Origin of the sequence: Stenotrophomonas sp. SrG (assembly GCF_050031795.1) — a bacterium.
Lineage (GTDB): Bacteria > Pseudomonadota > Gammaproteobacteria > Xanthomonadales > Xanthomonadaceae > Stenotrophomonas > Stenotrophomonas rhizophila_A.
Genome location: NZ_JBNBBE010001400.1, coordinates 1 through 235, shown reverse-complemented (window position 1 = coordinate 235; position 235 = coordinate 1). Strand labels below are relative to the sequence as shown.

Genomic DNA, 235 nt, shown 5'->3' with positions numbered 1-235 from the left:
TTCCCGAACCCGGGCCGGCTGACCTCGCTGTTGGAAACCGGCGAGATGCAGCGCACCGTGGGCCTGCCCCAACTGCGCCCGGAAAACGACCGCGCCATGATCTGCGGCAGCCCTCAGATGCTGGCCGACCTGCGCAGCGTGATGGACTCCCGTGTCTTCCAGACTTAGACGCGGATCTGTACGCCCGTTCACTACGTCTTCGAGCGTGCGTTCGTCGAAAGGTAAATGACTACTA

At 62.6% G+C, this 235-nt stretch carries 1 pseudogene; it reads left to right on the top strand.

The annotated features are described in order from the left end of the window. Positions 1-168, top strand: a pseudogene (locus ACQG3P_RS24010) (ferredoxin--NADP reductase); the annotation flags it as partial. Positions 169-235: the final 67 nt, after the last annotated feature.